General features: G+C 55.1%; 13 protein-coding genes and 2 tRNA genes. 14 read left to right on the top strand and 1 reads right to left on the bottom strand.

The window, feature by feature from the left end; translation table 11 throughout:
* Positions 1-16: 16 nt before the first annotated feature.
* The 3 genes from carB to TU74_RS16315 are packed head-to-tail and all read left to right on the top strand — an operon-like array spanning position 17 to position 4,150.
* A complete protein-coding gene (gene carB / locus TU74_RS16305; RefSeq protein WP_047281252.1) occupies positions 17-3,238 on the top strand; it encodes a carbamoyl-phosphate synthase large subunit in 3,222 nt (1,073 codons plus the stop codon).
* A gap of 2 nt (positions 3,239-3,240) precedes the next feature.
* Positions 3,241-3,717, top strand: coding sequence for a transcription elongation factor GreA (greA, locus tag TU74_RS16310; protein ID WP_047277680.1), 477 nt, complete (start codon positions 3,241-3,243; stop codon positions 3,715-3,717).
* Positions 3,718-3,745: 28 nt separating this feature from the next.
* The gene (locus tag TU74_RS16315) at positions 3,746-4,150 is read left to right on the top strand and encodes a hypothetical protein (protein WP_048377124.1); all 405 of its coding nucleotides are present in this window, start codon (positions 3,746-3,748) and stop codon (positions 4,148-4,150) included.
* 12 nt (positions 4,151-4,162) lie between these two features.
* Here the strand turns inward: TU74_RS16315 and TU74_RS16320 are convergent, their stop codons facing one another.
* Entirely contained in the window at positions 4,163-4,471 is a 309-nt protein-coding gene (locus TU74_RS16320; protein ID WP_048377100.1) for a YhbY family RNA-binding protein, read from the bottom strand.
* Between the two features lie 107 nt (positions 4,472-4,578).
* Between TU74_RS16320 and rlmE the strand changes: the two genes are divergently transcribed.
* The 11 genes from rlmE (at position 4,579) to infB (ending at position 15,702) form a co-directional block, all read left to right on the top strand.
* On the top strand, positions 4,579-5,229 hold the full coding sequence (rlmE, locus tag TU74_RS16325; RefSeq protein WP_047277544.1) for a 23S rRNA (uridine(2552)-2'-O)-methyltransferase RlmE: 651 nt from the start codon (positions 4,579-4,581) through the stop codon (positions 5,227-5,229).
* A gap of 192 nt (positions 5,230-5,421) precedes the next feature.
* Positions 5,422-7,329, top strand: coding sequence for an ATP-dependent zinc metalloprotease FtsH (gene ftsH, locus TU74_RS16330; RefSeq protein WP_047277542.1), 1,908 nt, complete (start codon positions 5,422-5,424; stop codon positions 7,327-7,329).
* An 8-nt stretch (positions 7,330-7,337) separates the two neighbouring features.
* On the top strand, positions 7,338-8,195 hold the full coding sequence (gene folP, locus TU74_RS16335) for a dihydropteroate synthase (protein ID WP_048377101.1): 858 nt from the start codon (positions 7,338-7,340) through the stop codon (positions 8,193-8,195).
* 10 nt (positions 8,196-8,205) lie between these two features.
* The gene (glmM, locus tag TU74_RS16340; RefSeq protein ID WP_048377102.1) at positions 8,206-9,543 is read left to right on the top strand and encodes a phosphoglucosamine mutase; all 1,338 of its coding nucleotides are present in this window, start codon (positions 8,206-8,208) and stop codon (positions 9,541-9,543) included.
* A gap of 66 nt (positions 9,544-9,609) precedes the next feature.
* A complete protein-coding gene (tpiA, locus tag TU74_RS16345; RefSeq protein ID WP_047281250.1) occupies positions 9,610-10,365 on the top strand; it encodes a triose-phosphate isomerase in 756 nt (251 codons plus the stop codon).
* Positions 10,366-10,369: 4 nt separating this feature from the next.
* On the top strand, positions 10,370-10,753 hold the full coding sequence (gene secG, locus TU74_RS16350) for a preprotein translocase subunit SecG (RefSeq protein ID WP_047277533.1): 384 nt from the start codon (positions 10,370-10,372) through the stop codon (positions 10,751-10,753).
* A gap of 28 nt (positions 10,754-10,781) precedes the next feature.
* Positions 10,782-10,867: transfer RNA gene (locus TU74_RS16355), tRNA-Leu, on the top strand.
* 96 nt (positions 10,868-10,963) lie between these two features.
* Positions 10,964-11,040: transfer RNA gene (locus TU74_RS16360), tRNA-Met, on the top strand.
* Between the two features lie 142 nt (positions 11,041-11,182).
* Complete coding sequence (rimP, locus tag TU74_RS16365) at positions 11,183-11,641, top strand: ribosome maturation factor RimP (RefSeq protein ID WP_047277531.1); 459 nt, start codon at positions 11,183-11,185, stop codon at positions 11,639-11,641.
* Positions 11,642-11,688: 47 nt separating this feature from the next.
* Entirely contained in the window at positions 11,689-13,170 is a 1,482-nt protein-coding gene (nusA, locus tag TU74_RS16370; protein WP_047277528.1) for a transcription termination factor NusA, read from the top strand.
* A gap of 27 nt (positions 13,171-13,197) precedes the next feature.
* A complete protein-coding gene (infB, locus tag TU74_RS16375; protein ID WP_047277526.1) occupies positions 13,198-15,702 on the top strand; it encodes a translation initiation factor IF-2 in 2,505 nt (834 codons plus the stop codon).
* The last annotated feature ends 145 nt before the right edge of the window (positions 15,703-15,847 follow it).

A 15,847-nucleotide genomic window follows, 5' to 3' on the forward strand; every position in this document is an offset into this window, starting at 1 on the left:
TTTGAGTGACAAACCCATGCCAAAACGTACAGACATAAAAAGCATTCTGATTCTCGGCGCTGGCCCGATTGTTATCGGCCAGGCGTGTGAGTTCGACTACTCCGGCGCTCAGGCCTGCAAGGCACTGCGTGAAGAGGGTTACCGAGTCATTCTGGTGAACTCCAACCCGGCCACCATCATGACCGACCCGGACATGGCCGATGCCACGTACATCGAGCCTATCAAGTGGCAAACGGTCGCCAAGATCATCGAAAAAGAACGTCCTGATGCCCTGTTGCCTACCATGGGTGGGCAGACGGCGCTGAACTGTGCATTGGACCTGGAGCGCGAAGGCGTTCTGGAGAAATTCAATGTAGAGATGATTGGTGCCAATGCGGACACCATCGACAAGGCTGAGGATCGTTCGCGTTTCGACAAGGCGATGAAGTCGATCGGTCTTGATTGCCCGCGTTCTGGCATTGCTCACAGCATGGAGGAGGCTAACGCCGTTCTCGAGAAGCTTGGCTTCCCGTGCATCATTCGTCCGTCCTTCACCATGGGCGGCACGGGTGGTGGTATTGCTTATAACCGCGAAGAGTTTGAAGAGATCTGCTCCCGCGGCCTGGATCTATCTCCAACCAAAGAGCTGCTGATCGACGAGTCGCTGATCGGCTGGAAAGAGTACGAGATGGAAGTTGTCCGCGATAAAAAGGACAACTGCATCATCGTCTGCTCGATCGAGAACTTCGACCCGATGGGTGTGCACACCGGTGACTCGATCACTGTTGCGCCTGCACAGACCCTGACGGACAAGGAATACCAGATCATGCGTAACGCCTCGCTGGCGGTACTGCGTGAGATCGGCGTCGAAACGGGCGGTTCCAACGTTCAGTTCGGTATTTGCCCGGATACTGGCCGCATGGTCGTCATCGAAATGAATCCGCGCGTGTCCCGTTCGTCCGCGCTGGCCTCCAAAGCCACGGGTTTCCCGATTGCGCGTATCGCTGCCAAGCTGGCGATTGGCTATACCCTTGATGAGCTGCAAAACGAAATCACGGGTGGCAAGACGCCAGCCTCTTTCGAGCCTTCTATCGACTACGTCGTGACCAAAATGCCTCGCTTCGCCTTCGAGAAGTTCTCCAAGGCTGATGCACGACTGACCACGCAAATGAAGTCTGTTGGCGAGGTTATGGCCATTGGCCGGACTTTCCAGGAGTCTCTGCAAAAGGCGTTGCGTGGCCTTGAAGTCGGTGTGTGCGGTCTGGATGAAAAACTGGACCTGAGCAACCCGGAAAGCATGGCCGTGCTCAAGCGCGAGCTGACAGTGCCGGGCGCTGAGCGCATCTGGTACGTAGCTGACGCATTCCGTGCAGGCATGACGGTCGAAGACATCTTTGGCATGAACATGATTGATCCTTGGTTCCTGGTGCAGATCGAAGACCTGATCAAGGACGAAGAGAAAATTAAGACGCTGGGTCTTGCCAGCATCGACCGCGACATGATGTATCGCCTCAAGCGCAAGGGTTTTTCGGATCAGCGTCTGGCCAAGCTGCTGGGGGTTACCGAGAAAAACCTGCGTCGCCATCGCCACAAGCTGGAAGTGTTCCCGGTTTATAAGCGTGTTGATACCTGTGCAGCCGAGTTCGCCACCGACACCGCCTACATGTACTCGACCTATGAGGAAGAGTGTGAAGCGAATCCTTCGGATCGCGACAAAATCATCATTCTGGGTGGCGGTCCGAACCGTATTGGTCAAGGTATCGAGTTTGACTACTGCTGCGTACACGCGGCTCTCGCGTTGCGTGCTGATGGTTACGAAACCATCATGGTCAACTGCAACCCGGAAACAGTTTCGACGGACTACGACACTTCGGATCGTCTGTATTTCGAGTCTGTCACTCTGGAAGACGTTCTGGAAATCGTACGGGTCGAGAAGCCAAAAGGTGTGATTGTTCAGTACGGCGGTCAGACGCCACTGAAGCTGGCGCGTGCACTTGAAGAAGCTGGCGTGCCGATCATTGGCACCAGCCCGGATGCAATCGACCGTGCTGAAGACCGTGAGCGCTTCCAGCAAATGGTCGAGCGTTTGAACCTGCGTCAGCCGCCAAACGCAACCGTGCGCAGTGAAGATGAAGCCATCCGCGCGGCCAGCAAAATCGGTTACCCGCTGGTGGTTCGTCCTTCCTACGTGCTGGGCGGCCGTGCGATGGAAATCGTGTACGAAGAGGAAGAACTCAAGCGCTACCTGCGTGACGCGGTGAAGGTGTCTAACGACAGCCCGGTTCTGCTGGATCACTTCCTGAACTGTGCCATCGAGATGGATGTTGACGCGGTTTGTGACGGTACGGATGTCGTGATCGGCGCGATCATGCAGCACATTGAGCAGGCAGGCGTTCACTCGGGCGACTCCGCTTGCTCGTTGCCTCCTTACTCGCTGCCACTGCACATCCAGGACGAGATGCGCGAACAGGTCAAGAAGATGGCGCTGGAGTTGGGTGTTGTCGGCCTGATGAACGTTCAACTGGCACTGCAAGGGGAAGACATCTACGTAATTGAAGTGAACCCGCGCGCTTCGCGCACCGTTCCTTTTGTCTCCAAGTGCATTGGTGTCTCACTGGCAATGATTGCTGCGCGCGTCATGGCAGGTAAAACCCTGAAGGAAATCGGTTTCACCAAAGAAATCATTCCTAACTTCTACAGTGTGAAAGAAGCGGTGTTCCCGTTCGCCAAATTCCCGGGTGTTGACCCGATCCTTGGTCCTGAGATGAAGTCCACCGGTGAAGTGATGGGGGTAGGTGATACCTTCGGTGAGGCATTTGCGAAGGCTCAAATGGGCGCGAGCGAAGTATTGCCAACTGGCGGCACCGCCTTTATCAGTGTGCGTGATGACGACAAGCCTTTGGTGGCAGGTGTTGCGCGTGACCTGATCGCTTTGGGCTTCGAGGTGGTTTCCACAGCGGGCACGGCCAAGTTTATTGAAGCGGCAGGATTGAAGGTACGCCGTGTCAACAAGGTGACCGAAGGTCGCCCTCACGTTGTCGATATGATCAAAAATGACGAAGTCACGCTGATTATCAACACAACTGAAGGTCGTCAGTCGATTGCTGACTCTTATTCCATTCGTCGTAACGCCTTGCAGCACAAGATTTATTGCACCACGACCATTGCTGCTGGCGAAGCGATCTGTGAAGCGCTTAAATTCGGCCCTGAAAAAACCGTACGTCGCTTGCAGGATCTACACGCAGGATTGAAGGCATGAGCATAACCAAATACCCAATGACGGTTCAGGGCGCCAAAGCCCTCGAAGAAGAGCATGCGCACCTGACGAAGGTTGTTCGGCCCAAGTTGAGCCAGGACATTGGCACGGCACGGGAGCTGGGTGACCTGAAGGAAAACGCTGAATATCATGCAGCTCGTGAACAGCAAGGCATGGTGGAAGCGCGCATTCGTGATATCGAAGGCCGCATGCAGAACGCAGTCATTATCGATGTGACGACCATCCCCCATACCGGAAAGGTGATTTTCGGTACGACGGTAGAGATCGCTAACGTTGAAACTGATGAAAGCGTGACCTACCAGATCGTTGGTGAGGATGAGGCTGATTTCAAGCTCGGAAAAATCTCTGTCGGGTCCCCGCTTGCTCGTGCCTTGATCGCCAAGGAAGAGGGCGATGTGGTGGCTGTGAAGACGCCAAGCGGTGTGATCGAGTACGAGATTGTTGAAGTTCGCCACATCTGAACACAGGCGCCCGCTTCGAGCGGGCGCACTGGTTTGGCAGCTAACCCAGGTGTTGTGGGTTGGCGGTCTGTGGTTGATGCATTTAGGATTGATGCCGGTGCTGGCCCAAATCGGACTGGCGCCGTTGTTGGTAGAAGAGATCGGCAATACGCTTGAAGTGCTGCTGGTCATATTTTCAGCCGTCTGCGTGTTTGTGCAGGCGCTGGTATTGGCCAGGACTGAGGGCGTTGAGAGTATTTGGCGCGACCTGCGTGGGCAGCTGTTGCTGATGGCGCTGGTCGGTTGTGCGTTGTATCTCGCAGGGCATTCATGGCTGACTGAAGCATTGCGCTGGCAGTCGTTTTTTTACTGGTTGGCTGGCTTTTCGGGTTTGATTCTGGTGCTTCAGCCTATTCCGGGTGAGAGTATCAGGGCGCGCTTTGCACGCCCTTGACCCTTGTCGACATCACTTGAAGCGGTGGATGTTCGACAGTTGCTTGTTTACATTGACGTTCTTGCGGTACAGAAGCGCCATTTTGCCAATCACCTGAACCAGTTCTGCTTTGCCGCTTTTGCAGAGTTCTGCAATGGCAACCAAGCGAGATTCGCGGTCCAGGATGTTGACTTTGATTTTAATCAGCTCGTGATCGCCCAATGCGCGTTCGAGTTCGGTTAAAACACCTTCAGTCAAACCATTGTCAGCCACAGTCAATACTGGTTTCAGATGGTGGCCAATGGATTTGTACTGTTTCTTCTGCTCTTGAGTGAGCGGCATAATCTGACCCCTGTGTCTGATCTTGTAAAAAGCGGCGGCCAGTTTACCCGAGCGAGTCCCAGACCGCCCAGTTAATCACGACCCGTTTATATTTTTTGAGGTGGCCCGTGGCCCGTTCCAAAACTAGCCTGAATTGGCTGAAAGAACATTTCAACGATCCTTACGTCAAAATGGCGCAGAAAGACGGATACCGTTCGCGTGCCAGCTACAAGCTGTTGGAGATCCAGGAGCGTGATCGGTTGATTCGCCCCGGTATGACGGTGATCGACCTGGGCGCTGCTCCAGGTGGATGGTCGCAAGTGACCAGTCGTCTGATCGGTGGTCAGGGGCGCTTGATTGCTTCCGACATCCTGGAAATGGACAGCATTCCTGACGTGACCTTCATTCAGGGGGATTTCACTCAGGACGATGTGTTGGCCCAAATACTGGAGGCCGTCGGAAATACGCAGGTAGACCTTGTGATTTCAGATATGGCCCCCAATATGAGTGGATTGGCCGCTGTTGATATGCCGCGCGCGATGTTCCTGTGTGAATTGGCACTGGATCTGGCAGGGCGCGTATTGCGACCAGGTGGTGATTTTCTGATTAAGGTCTTCCAGGGGGAAGGCTTCGACCAGTACCACAAAGACATCCGTAAGCTGTTCGAAAAAGTGCAGATGCGTAAGCCATTGTCATCGCGTGACAGGTCCCGGGAGCAGTATTTGCTGGGTCGTGGCTTCCGCGGTATTGAAGGTTCTGCCAGCGATGAGCGTCTCTGACCAGGGCGATAGTTTTATTTGTATCGCTTTACAGATCTGGCATAACGAATATTGTGTAGTCGAAGTTTCACAAAGGGTTACAGACGGAGCCTGCAAGCCTTGTAGGCAATGTAGTAAGTTATGCCGGTGAATATCATGCGAAGCACGCTTTCAGTAGCGGAGCTTGCTTCAGAGGGTAGCTAATTGAACGATATGGCAAAGAATCTGATCCTGTGGTTGATCATCGCCGCTGTCCTTGTGACCGTGATGAACAACTTCTCCAGTCCAAACGAGCCACAAACCCTCAACTATTCCGACTTCATCCAGCAAGTTAAGGATGGCAAGGTCGAGCGCGTAGCGGTTGACGGCTACGTGATTACCGGCAAGCGCAGTGATGGCGATACCTTCAAGACCATTCGTCCGGCAATTCAGGACAATGGTTTGATTGGTGATCTGGTGGATAACCACGTCACTGTCGAAGGTAAGCTGCCAGAGCAGCAAAGTATCTGGACGCAACTGCTGGTTGCGAGCTTCCCGATTCTGGTAATCATTGCGGTCTTCATGTTCTTCATGCGGCAGATGCAGGGCGGCGCTGGCGGTAAAGGCGGCCCGATGAGCTTTGGCAAGAGCAAAGCGCGGTTGCTGTCTGAAGACCAGGTCAAAACGACCTTGGCAGATGTTGCAGGCTGCGACGAAGCCAAAGAAGAAGTAGGCGAACTGGTCGAGTTCTTGCGAGATCCGGGGAAATTCCAGCGCTTGGGCGGTCGTATTCCGCGTGGTGTGCTGATGGTAGGCCCGCCTGGTACGGGTAAAACCCTGATTGCCAAGGCGATTGCCGGTGAAGCCAAGGTTCCATTCTTTACGATTTCAGGCTCTGACTTTGTCGAGATGTTTGTAGGTGTGGGTGCGAGCCGTGTTCGCGACATGTTTGAGCAGGCTAAGAAGCACGCCCCGTGCATTATCTTTATCGACGAGATTGACGCGGTAGGTCGCCATCGTGGTGCTGGCATGGGCGGTGGTCACGACGAGCGTGAGCAGACCCTCAACCAGTTGCTGGTTGAGATGGACGGCTTCGAAATGAACGATGGCATCATCGTAATTGCCGCGACCAACCGTCCTGACGTGCTTGACCCGGCTCTGTTGCGTCCGGGGCGTTTCGACCGTCAAGTGGTGGTTGGTCTGCCAGATATCCGTGGTCGTGAGCAGATTCTCAAAGTTCACATGCGCAAAGTGCCCATTGGGGATGATGTTCAGCCAGGCGTCATTGCGCGGGGTACGCCCGGCTTTTCAGGGGCTGACCTGGCTAACCTGGTGAACGAGGCTTCGCTGTTCGCAGCTCGCACCGGTAAGCGTGTTGTGGAGATGAAAGAGTTTGAATTGGCCAAAGACAAAATCATGATGGGTGCCGAGCGCAAATCCATGGTGATGTCGGACAAGGAAAAACGGAACACGGCTTACCACGAAGCGGGTCACGCGATTGTTGGTCGCGTAGTGCCTGAGCATGACCCTGTTTACAAGGTTTCGATCATCCCTCGTGGTCGGGCATTGGGTGTCACGATGTTCCTGCCTGAAGAGGATCGTTACAGCCTGTCCAAGCGTGCGCTGATCAGTCAGATTTGTTCGCTGTATGGCGGTCGTATTGCAGAAGAAATGACGCTGGGGTTTGATGGTGTCACTACAGGTGCCTCCAACGACATCATGCGTGCCAGCCAGATTGCCCGGAATATGGTTACCAAATGGGGCCTTTCCGAAAAACTGGGTCCTTTGATGTATGCCGAAGACGATGAGTCCTATCTGGGTCGTGGCGGCGGCGGTCAGGGTGCCAATGTTTCGGGTGAAACAGCCAAGTTGATCGACTCGGAAGTGCGCAGCATCATTGATCAGTGCTACGGAACGGCCAAGCAGATCCTGACCGACAACCGTGACAAGCTGGAAGCCATGGCTGATGCCCTGATGAAGTACGAGACGATCGATGCAGATCAGATTGACGACATTATGGCGGGTCGACCTCCGCGTGAGCCGCGTGATTGGGGTGATGGTTCGGGCACACCGACAGCGCCGACGCTGGATAAAACCGAGCGTCCGGAAACACCGATCGGTGGTCCGGCAGCAGATCACTAAGGCTTGAAATGACTTCTGTACAGTCCTCGACCCGGTTGCCTTGCGGCAACCGGGTTCTTGATTTGGCCCACACGCACGTGATGGGCATTCTCAACGTAACCCCTGACTCTTTCTCTGATGGTGGTCGGTTCGCTCGCCTGGATGCGGCTTTGCGTCATGCGCAGGCGATGGTTCAGGCGGGAGCAACGCTCATCGATGTGGGCGGCGAGTCAACCCGTCCGGGTGCGCGTGCGGTCACAGCGCAGGAAGAGTTGGAGCGTGTTGCACCTGTTGTTGAGCTCATCAGTCGTGAGCTCGATGTCATTATTTCTGTCGACACCTCCACGCCTGTCGTAATGACCGAGTCGGCGAGTCTTGGTGCTGGCTTGATCAATGATGTGCGTTCATTGCGCCGAGAGGATGCGCTGGAGGCGGCCGCTGCAACAGGATTGCCTGTGTGTCTTATGCATATGCTGGGTGAGCCCGGCGACATGCAGAATGACCCGCATTACGGTGATCTGGTGGGCGAGGTATCCGCATTTCTTGCGGATCGAATGAAAGTTTGCGCTTCGGCCGGCATTGAGGTTGAGCGGATCATTCTTGATCCGGGGTTTGGCTTTGCCAAAACCCTTCAGCACAATTTGAGCCTGTTCAAGCACATGGAGGCATTGCATGCGCTGGGGCGGCCTTTGCTAGTAGGCGTATCGCGTAAAAGCATGATCGGGCAGGCCTTGAATAGGCCAGTTACAGATCGCTTGTCCGGCAGTCTGGCGTTGGCGGCATTGGCAGTGACCAAAGGTGCGCGTATCTTGCGTGTCCATGATGTAGCCGAAACGGTTGATGTGGTACGGATGATCGCAGCGGTAGAGTCCGCCGACCAAGAATGATGGAGCAAGTATGACGAAGAAATATTTTGGCACTGACGGCATTCGCGGTCGGGTCGGCGTTTACCCCATTACCCCTGATTTCATGCTCAAGCTGGGCTGGGCGGCGGGTATGGCGTTTCGCAGTATGGGTGCTTGCCGGATTCTGGTCGGTAAAGACACGCGGATTTCCGGTTACATGTTTGAGTCTGCACTAGAGGCCGGGTTGTCGGCTGCAGGGGCGGATGTCATGTTGCTGGGGCCGATGCCTACACCGGCAATCGCGTACCTGACACGCACTTTTCATGCAGAAGCCGGGATTGTAATCAGCGCTTCACACAATCCTCATGATGATAACGGCATCAAGTTTTTCTCGGGTGAGGGTGCCAAGCTCCCTGATGAAGTCGAGTTGATGATCGAAGAGTTGCTTGATGCGCCGATGACTGTGGTTGATTCCGGTAAGTTGGGCAAGGTCTCGCGCATCAACGACGCGTCAGGGCGATACATCGAATTTTGTAAGAGTAGTGTCCCGACAAGCACCAACTTCAATGGTCTGAAGATCGTTATCGATTGTGCTCATGGTGCGACGTATAAAGTTGCCCCCAGTGTGTTCAAAGAGCTGGGTGCCGAGGTGACGGTGTTATCGGCTCAGCCGAATGGCCTCAACATCAATGACAATTGCGGCTCGACCCATATGGGGCAATTGCAAGCGGCCGTACTCGCTGAGCATGCGGACCTGGGCATTGCCTTTGATGGTGATGGCGACCGGGTGCTGATGGTGGATCACACGGGTGCAATCGTGGATGGTGATGAGTTGCTATTCATCATTGCGCGAGATCTGCATGAGCGTGGCAAGTTGCAAGGTGGTGTGGTCGGCACGCTGATGAGCAATCTTGGACTTGAGTTGGCCTTGGCTGATCTAGGTATTCCTTTTGTGCGTGCCAACGTGGGTGACCGGTACGTTATTGCGGGTCTTCAAGAGCGCGACTGGCAAGTGGGTGGCGAAAACTCAGGTCATATTGTCTGCTTTCAACACACAACGACCGGCGATGCGATCATTGCTGCGCTTCAGGTGTTGCTGTCTTTGCGTCGTCGTGAGGAAAGCCTTGCCCAGTCGCGTCAGGCCGTTCGCAAATGCCCTCAGGTTTTGCTTAATGTTCGGTTCTCGGGTGGTGTAAATCCCGTCGAGCATCCGGCCGTCAAGGAGGCGTGCGCGCAAGTTACGGAGGCGATGAAAGGCCGCGGTCGTGTGCTTTTGCGTAAGTCGGGTACAGAGCCATTGGTGCGGGTCATGGTCGAAGGCGACGACGAAATCATGGTCCGTGGCTATGCAGAAGAGCTGGCAAAACTTGTAAGTGAAGTTTGTGCTTGAATTCGGCTTGCCAGCGCGGATGTGGTTGGGTAACATCTGCGCCCACTTTGACCGACGAGGTAAAGCATGCGCCGCAAGATGGTAGCTGGTAACTGGAAAATGCACGGTACCCGCGCTAGCGTCGCAGAGCTGATCGATGGTCTGCGTAAGTTGGACTTGCCGAGTGTTGTTGAAACTGCAGTTTTCCCATCTGACTTGTTTATTGAGCGTGTAATCAATGGCTTGAAAGATACGCCAATCTCGGTTGGTGCTCAGGATGCAGCGGTAGATGCAAAGCAAGGTGCGCTCACTGGTGAGATATCTTCAAGCCAGTTGGTGGATGCGGGTTGCAAGCTGGTGCTGATAGGGCACTCTGAACGCCGCCTGATTTTGGGTGAGTCGAACGAGACGCTGAATCGCAAGTTTGCAGCTGCTCAGTCTTCAGGCTTGACGCCAGTGTTGTGTATAGGGGAAACCCTGGAGCAGCGCGAAGCAGGGCAAACGCTTGAAGTGGTAGAGCGTCAGCTGAACGCAGTGATTGATGAGTTCGGTATTGATGCCTTTGCAAAGGCAGTGATTGCGTACGAGCCGGTCTGGGCCATTGGCACCGGGCTGACCGCAACACCGCAGCAAGCGCAAGATGTGCATGCGGCCATTCGCGCACAACTGGCGCAGAAGAATTCTGAAGTGGCACAAGGTGTGCGGCTTCTATACGGCGGCAGCGTGAAGGCGGCCAATGCGGTCGAACTGTTCAGCATGCCGGATATCGATGGGGGGCTCATTGGTGGGGCTTCCCTGAATGCAGATGAGTTCGGTGCGATCTGTCGCGCCGCGGGAAACTGAGAAAATGCTGGAAACAGTCGTAGTCGTTTTTCATCTGTTGGGTGCATTGGGCGTCATTGCTCTGGTATTGCTGCAACAGGGTAAGGGTGCGGATGCTGGAGCATCTTTCGGAGCAGGTGCATCAAATACTGTGTTCGGAAGCCAAGGTTCCTCTACCTTTCTTAGTAAGTTTACTGCTATACTTGCCGCAGGTTTTTTCATAACCAGCTTAGGGTTAGGTTACTTTGCTAAAGAGAAAGCTCAAGAGCTGACTCAAGTAGGTTTGCCAGATCCAGCAGTATTGGAAGCGCCAAAGCAACAACCGGCTTCAGATGATGTGCCGGTGCTTCAAGAGCAAAAGTCGGCTTCTCCAGCGACGGACGTACCTCCAGCTCAAGAGCAAAAGTAAAACGGGTTTCATGATGTAACGTAGTATTGCCGAGGTGGTGGAATTGGTAGACACGCAACCTTGAGGTGGTTGTGCCCATAGGGTGTAGGGGTTCGAGTCCCCTTCTCGGTACCAATTATCAGGAATGCCCGCAATAGCGGGCTTTCTTGTATGTGGAAGGTTGGATTGACCCTGAAAGGGATCAACCGTATACTTCCGCTCCAGCTTTGTCGCGGGATGGAGCAGTCTGGTAGCTCGTCGGGCTCATAACCCGAAGGTCGTCGGTTCAAATCCGGCTCCCGCAACCAGTTTTAGCGGAGCCCCTAATTCAGGGGCTTTTTGTTAACTGGACACTTTATAACGTCGGTATTCAACGGCGTTTCAGGGATGGGCGCTTCGCCCATTTTTTCATTCTGCATAGCATGCACAAACATGCACTAGGGGGTTCAGGTGTCGAGCAAGCTAGAACAGTTGCAGGCCTTGTTGGCCCCGGTGGTCGTGGCCCTTGGCTATGAATGCTGGGGTATTGAATTTTCGGCTCAAGGCCGCCATTCAATGTTGCGTGTGTATATCGACAAGGAAGGCGGTGTATTGGTGGACGATTGCGCCATCGTGAGCCGTCAGATCAGTGGCGTACTGGATGTTGAAGATCCTATCGCCGTTGAATACACCCTTGAAGTTTCCTCTCCTGGCATGGAACGCCCTCTGTTCACGCTTGAACAGTTTGCCAAGTATGCCGGTGAGCAAGTGAAGATCAAGCTGCGGTCGCCATTCGAAGGGCGTCGCAACTTTCAGGGCCTTCTGCGCGGCGTAGAGGAACAGGATATCGTGGTGCAAGTTGAAGACCATGAGTTCCTGCTGCCGATCGATATGATCGACAAGGCCAACATTATTCCCAGTTTTGACTGAGACGCGGATCCCGCGGATCCAATGGCTTGCGAAAGGCGAGGCGTACGATGAGCAAAGAAGTACTGCTGGTTGTTGAGTCGGTGTCCAATGAAAAGGGCGTACCGGCAAACGTTATTTTTGAAGCGCTGGAGCTGGCTCTGGCCACTGCTACCAAAAAGCGTTTTGAAGACGAAGTCGAACTGCGTGTGGAGATCAATCGCCACACCGGTAACTATGAGACGTTCCGTCGCTGGACCGTGGTCGAAGACGAAGATCTGGATGATCCAGCAATCGAGTTGGCGGTTGACCAGGCGCAGGCGAAACAGCCAGGCGCGGTGGCCGGTGACATTATCGAAGAAAAAATCGATTCCATCGAATTCGGCCGGATTGCTGCACAAACTGCCAAGCAGGTAATTGTGCAAAAGGTCCGCGAAGCTGAACGTGCTCAAGTCGTTGATGCCTATCGCGAGCGTCTTGGCGAAATTATTTCCGGCACTGTCAAGAAAGTAACGCGTGACAATGTAATCGTCGACCTGGGCAATAACGCTGAAGCGTTGCTGGCCCGTGAAGACATCATTCCGCGTGAAACTTTCCGTGTTGGCGTAAGACTTCGTGCGTTGTTGAAAGAGATTCGCACCGAGAACCGTGGTCCTCAGCTGATCCTGTCGCGTACCGCGCCTGAAATGCTGATCGAACTGTTCCGGATCGAAGTTCCTGAGATCTCCGAAGGCCTGATCGAAGTGATGGCGGCCTCCCGCGATCCTGGATCTCGCGCTAAAATAGCCGTTCGTTCCAAAGACAAACGCATTGATCCGCAAGGTGCTTGCATTGGTATGCGCGGTTCGCGCGTCCAGGCAGTGTCCGGCGAATTGGGCGGGGAGCGAGTGGATATCGTTCTGTGGGATGAGAATCCGGCGCAGTTCGTGATCAACGCAATGTCGCCTGCTGAAGTGGCGGCAATTATTGTCGACGAAGATGCCCATGCAATGGACATCGCCGTTGGCGCAGACAATCTGGCCCAGGCGATTGGTCGCGGCGGTCAGAACGTACGTTTGGCTAGCCAGTTGACTGGCTGGACCCTGAACGTGATGACCGAATCGGACATCCAGGCTAAGCAGCAAGCAGAGACCGGTGACATTCTGCGCAACTTCATCGAAGAACTCGAAGTTGATGAAGAGTTGGCGCAGGTACTGGTTGATGAGGGCTTCACCAGCCTGGAAGAGATTGCCTACGTACCGGTGGAGGAGATGCTCAACATCGACGGCTTTGACGAGGATATCGTCAACGAGCTTCGCGCTCGGGCCAAGGATCGTTTGTTGACCAAAGCCATCGCTACTGAGGAAAAGCTGGCAGACGCCCATCCGGCCGAAGACCTGCTCTCGCTTGAGGGTATGGACAAGGATTTGGCGATGGAACTGGCGGTGCGCGGCGTAATTACCCGCGAAGACCTGGCCGAGCAGTCTATTGACGACCTGCTCGACATCGACGGCATTGACGATGATCGTGCCGGCAAGTTGATCATGGCCGCCCGAGCCCATTGGTTCGAGTAATTAGGCGCGGCCTGAGGAGAGAAATGCATGACGCAAGTCACGGTGAAACAACTGGCCGATGAGGTCAAAACACCGGTTGAGCGCCTGTTGCAGCAGATGCGTGAGGCAGGTCTGCCGCACACCGCCGCCGAGCAGAATGTAACCGACAGTGAGAAGCAAGCTCTGCTGACTCACTTGAAAAGCAGCCACAAGGCGAAAGTGGAAGAACCGCGCAAAATCACTTTGCAGCGTAAAACCACCAGCACCCTGCGTGTCGCTGGCAGCAAAAGCATCAGCGTTGAAGTACGCAAGAAGAAAGTCTTCGTACAGCGCAGCCCGGAAGAAATCGAAGCTGAGCGCAAGCGTGAGCTGGATGAACGCCGCGCAGTAGAAAATGCTGCACGTCAAAAGGCTGAAGAAGAATCCAAGCGTCGCGCCGAAGAAGAAGCGCGCCGTCAGCCTGCCTCGACTCCGGCCGCCGCGGCACCTGCCGCGCCTGCTCCGGCGCAAGCTGCTCCTGCAGCAGCGCCAGCACCTGCGCCAGCCGCCGATGCACGTAAGCGTGATGAACAGCGTCGTCCGGACAAACCACGCGCAGACGACAACAATCGTCGCGGCAGTGGTGATGGCGAGCGTAAAAATGCTCCTCATCGTGCATCGGTTAAAGAAAAAGCCCCTGCACCACGTGTTGCTCCGCGCACTTCTGACGAAGAAAGCGATAGCTTCCGCCGTGGCGGTCGTGGCAAAGGCAAGCTGAAAAAACGTAACGCGCACGGTTTCCAGAGCCCGACCGGCCCGGTTGTTCGTGACGTACAGATTGGCGAGACCATCACTGTCGGCGATTTGGCTGCGCAGATGTCGGTCAAGGCTGCTGAAGTCATCAAGTTCATGTTCAAGCTGGGTACTCCGGCCACCATCAACCAGGTTCTGGATCAGGAAACTGCCCAGTTGGTTGCTGAAGAACTGGGCCATAAAGTGACGCTGGTCAGCGACAACGCCCTGGAAGATTCCCTGGCCGAGTCCTTGAAGTTCGAAGGCGAGTCGTTCTCCCGTGCTCCGGTTGTGACCGTAATGGGTCACGTTGACCACGGTAAAACGTCCCTGCTCGACTACATTCGTCGTGCCAAGGTTGCGGCTGGCGAAGCAGGCGGTATCACCCAGCACATCGGTGCATACCACGTTGAAACCGAACGCGGCATGGTCACGTTCCTCGATACCCCGGGTCACGCTGCGTTTACCGCAATGCGTGCACGTGGTGCCAAGGCAACTGACATCGTGATTCTGGTTGTGGCTGCTGACGACGGCGTCATGCCGCAAACCATCGAAGCTGTACAGCATGCGAAAGCAGCTGGCGTGCCGCTGGTGGTTGCAGTGAACAAAATCGACAAGCCAGGTGCTGACCTCGATCGCATCCGCAGCGAGTTGTCCGTCCACGGCGTGACCTCGGAAGAGTGGGGTGGTGACACTCCGTTTGTTTCGGTCTCGGCGAAAATGGGTACTGGCGTTGACGAGTTGCTCGAAGCCGTCTTGCTGCAAGCTGAAGTTCTGGAACTCAAGGCCACTCCATCGGCTCCAGGCCGTGGCGTAGTTGTCGAGTCCCGTCTGGACAAAGGCCGTGGCCCTGTTGCGACCGTGCTGGTTCAAGACGGTACCCTGCGTCAAGGCGACATGGTTCTGGTCGGTTCCAATTATGGCCGTATCCGCGCCATGCTCGATGAGAACGGCAAGGCCATCAAGGAAGCCGGTCCATCCATCCCTGTCGAGATTCTCGGCCTGGACGGTACGCCAGACGCTGGCGACGAGATGAGCGTAATGACTGACGAGAAGAAGGCACGTGAAGTTGCCCTGTTCCGTCAAGGCAAGTTCCGCGAAGTGAAACTGGCGCGTGCTCATGCAGGCAAGCTGGAAAACATCTTCGAGAACATGGGCCAGGAAGAGAAGAAGACGCTTAACATCGTCCTCAAATCTGACGTCCGTGGTTCGCTGGAAGCCCTGCAGGGCGCCCTGAGCGGCCTGGGTAACGACGAAGTGCAAGTGCGTGTAGTGGGCGGCGGCGTCGGTGGTATCACCGAAAGCGACGCAAACCTGGCACTGGCCTCCAACGCTGTATTGTTCGGCTTCAACGTGCGTGCTGATGCTGGCGCTCGCAAGATTGTCGAGCAGGAAGGCCTGGACATGCGTTACTACAACGTCATCTACGACATCATCGAAGACGTCAAGAAAGCCCTTACCGGCATGCTTGGCAGCGATGTCCGCGAGAACATCCTGGGTATTGCTGAAGTTCGCGACGTATTCCGTTCGCCGAAGTTTGGTGCCATCGCAGGTTGCATGGTGCTCGAAGGTGTTGTTCACCGTAACCGTCCAATCCGCGTACTTCGTGACGACATCGTTATCTTTGAAGGCGAGCTGGAATCTCTGCGCCGCTTCAAGGATGACGCTGCCGAAGTGCGTGCCGGCATGGAATGCGGTATCGGCGTCAAGAGCTACAACGACGTTAAAGTCGGCGACAAGATCGAAGTGTTCGAGAAGGTCCAGGTTGCTCGCAGCCTCTAAATCGCGAGCCTCAAGAGCCAGGACGTCCCGCGGCATGCCAATGCACGTGGCCCGTCCCGGACTCTAAACGCAACGCCCGGTCCGGCTTCTGTCTGGCCGGGCGTTTGCCGCTTTCAGAACGCATGGGTTTCCCATGGGTGAGTAA

The sequence above is a fragment of the Pseudomonas lundensis genome, assembly GCF_001042985.1.
GTDB classification, from domain to species: Bacteria; Pseudomonadota; Gammaproteobacteria; order Pseudomonadales; family Pseudomonadaceae; genus Aquipseudomonas; species Aquipseudomonas lundensis.

Bases quoted from the DNA above. Each gene is read 5' to 3' on its own strand.
- carB (WP_047281252.1), top strand. From the start codon at position 17: ATGCCAAAACGTACAGACATAAAAAGCATTCTGATTCTCGGCGCTGGC.
- TU74_RS16320 (WP_048377100.1), bottom strand. From the start codon at position 4,471: ATGCCGCTCACTCAAGAGCAGAAGAAACAGTACAAATCCATTGGCCAC.
- ftsH (WP_047277542.1), top strand. From the start codon at position 5,422: ATGGCAAAGAATCTGATCCTGTGGTTGATCATCGCCGCTGTCCTTGTG.
- folP (WP_048377101.1), top strand. From the start codon at position 7,338: ATGACTTCTGTACAGTCCTCGACCCGGTTGCCTTGCGGCAACCGGGTT.
- glmM (WP_048377102.1), top strand. From the start codon at position 8,206: ATGACGAAGAAATATTTTGGCACTGACGGCATTCGCGGTCGGGTCGGC.
- tpiA (WP_047281250.1), top strand. From the start codon at position 9,610: ATGCGCCGCAAGATGGTAGCTGGTAACTGGAAAATGCACGGTACCCGC.
- secG (WP_047277533.1), top strand. From the start codon at position 10,370: ATGCTGGAAACAGTCGTAGTCGTTTTTCATCTGTTGGGTGCATTGGGC.
- nusA (WP_047277528.1), top strand. From the start codon at position 11,689: ATGAGCAAAGAAGTACTGCTGGTTGTTGAGTCGGTGTCCAATGAAAAG.
- infB (WP_047277526.1), top strand. From the start codon at position 13,198: ATGACGCAAGTCACGGTGAAACAACTGGCCGATGAGGTCAAAACACCG.